The sequence below is a fragment of the Pseudoalteromonas sp. MSK9-3 genome, assembly GCF_003590335.1.
In the GTDB taxonomy this organism is placed as follows: Bacteria; Pseudomonadota; Gammaproteobacteria; order Enterobacterales; family Alteromonadaceae; genus Pseudoalteromonas.
Genome location: NZ_MIET01000081.1, coordinates 1 through 1,836, shown reverse-complemented (window position 1 = coordinate 1,836; position 1,836 = coordinate 1). Strand labels below are relative to the sequence as shown.

Below are 1,836 nucleotides of genomic sequence, written 5' to 3'. Positions count from 1 at the left end.
TCATGTTTATCAATGGCGTTATTACCCCGTTGTTAAAGCCATTCAAGCCATGCGCGGCGTTCGCTTACTTGTCGCCGCTGGCGTTGTGGCTGAGCTTGGCGATTTAACCCGCTTCGACCATCCGCGTAAACTCATGAGTTACCTTGGCCTTGTACCAAGTGAACACTCAAGCGGTGGTAAAAGGCATATTGGCGCAATTACTAAAGACGAGAAACAGTGACATCCACTCAAAAAATTAAAATCAATAAGCTGGCAATGTTCAACCTGAAATATCGCTTAGTTAGTAAAATCGAATTACCTATATGCGCTATAAGCTCAAAAATAGAAAAAACTGAACTTATACGCATCCAAAAGGCATCGCTAACCCAGCCAAGCTGTGGTGTATTGGTTATATAGAAATTATCTTGATGGTATAAAAATTAAGCCAGTAACTTTTCACATTGCTTGTAATTAGCCCGCCGTTTTATTTCTAGACTCGCACAATAATTATCAAGCTTTTGAGGTCGTCCTACTGCGCCGTGAAATACTTTGGTAAATTGTGTAGTGAGTTTTAGCCAGTTTTCTGGGGCGATGTTTAGTCTTTCTAAAATCGGGGAGTTAACTGGGCTGATGTGGCCTCGCTTATCTGCTCGCATACATCGACCAGTTAATTCTACCAGTTCTAAGTAGGACTTTAATTCAAACGATAAACCTTTGGGCATGTGCTTTCGGGGGCTACCTGCAAAACGTGCTAAGTGTTTCGGTTGCTTGCCTTCTTTGGCATGTTCACAACGAGTTTTTACACTGGTGTAGTCTGAGGTTTCGGGTTTTTCTGCCATTTTTGCTCTAATTGGGTTTAAATCAACATACGCCATACACGCTGCCAATGCAGCTTCATCAAGTAAAGCTTGTGATTTAAAGCGCCCTTCCCAAAATCGACCCGTACAGTTATCTTCTTTATTCGCTTTTCGCGCAATGCTTTCATTCAGTACCCGCATAAACCAGCTGATACTTGCTAAACGTTCTCTAAATTGTTCAATGTCTTTATTTAAAAAGTATTGCTGCGCTAAATCTAATCGCTCACCTTGAAGGTACTTGTGAGACAGTATGGTACCTTTAAACAGCTTATGCCACCTGATAATAACCGCTTTATCACTCAGTCTTTTAGCTTTTATATCATCTACATAAAGTACAGTGTGAGTATGATTACTCATCACCGCATACGCACACACATCAATACAAAATACTTTGGCAAGTTCCAGCAGTTTATCCTCTATCCATCCTCTTCTGTGTTCATACGATTGCCCTGTTACTTTATCTTCACCACACAAATACGCACGACGAACACACCGTGAAATACAATGGTAGTATTTGGTATCCGTTAAACTCACTTGTCTTTTACGTGCTGTAGCCATGAGTGAAAGCGCCTATATTTCAAGCTGAATCTAAAAGATAGGCAATGAATGAAAAACTGTCAATTTTGGGTGGGTGTCAGTGTAAATTCATTAAAAAATCACAGAGTAATTGCTTACTCTGTGATCGCCGTTTTAAGCCCAAAACTGGATACATATATAAGATTTACGTTGGGTGTCTTCTAAAATGCTAATTCGTGATTTATCTCGTGCTCGAGAAGTCGCCATGAAGGATTTAAAAGATGCCAAATACCAACTAAAAGCGCTGTTACTTCGTAATAATATTAACTATGCAGGCACAGCAAACTGGTCTCTCAAACACTTACGTTGGCTCACCGAACTGGTATTGCCACACCCTGCACAACAAATCGTTTTACAAGAGTTTATTCAAACTATAAACGAGCGAACTGCACGATTGGGCCGACTCGACAACGAACTATCTCAT

1 protein-coding gene and 2 pseudogenes are annotated in these 1,836 nt (G+C 40.6%); 2 read left to right on the top strand and 1 reads right to left on the bottom strand.

The window, feature by feature from the left end; translation table 11 throughout:
- A pseudogene (locus BGP78_RS22515) lies at positions 1-205 on the top strand (transposase); the annotation flags it as partial.
- A gap of 214 nt (positions 206-419) precedes the next feature.
- Here BGP78_RS22515 and BGP78_RS22510 read toward each other — a convergent pair.
- Complete coding sequence (locus BGP78_RS22510; protein WP_119863497.1) at positions 420-1,394, bottom strand: transposase; 975 nt, start codon at positions 1,392-1,394, stop codon at positions 420-422.
- Positions 1,395-1,584: 190 nt separating this feature from the next.
- Between BGP78_RS22510 and BGP78_RS22505 the strand changes: the two are divergent.
- Positions 1,585-1,836, top strand: a pseudogene (locus BGP78_RS22505) (IS110 family transposase); the annotation flags it as partial.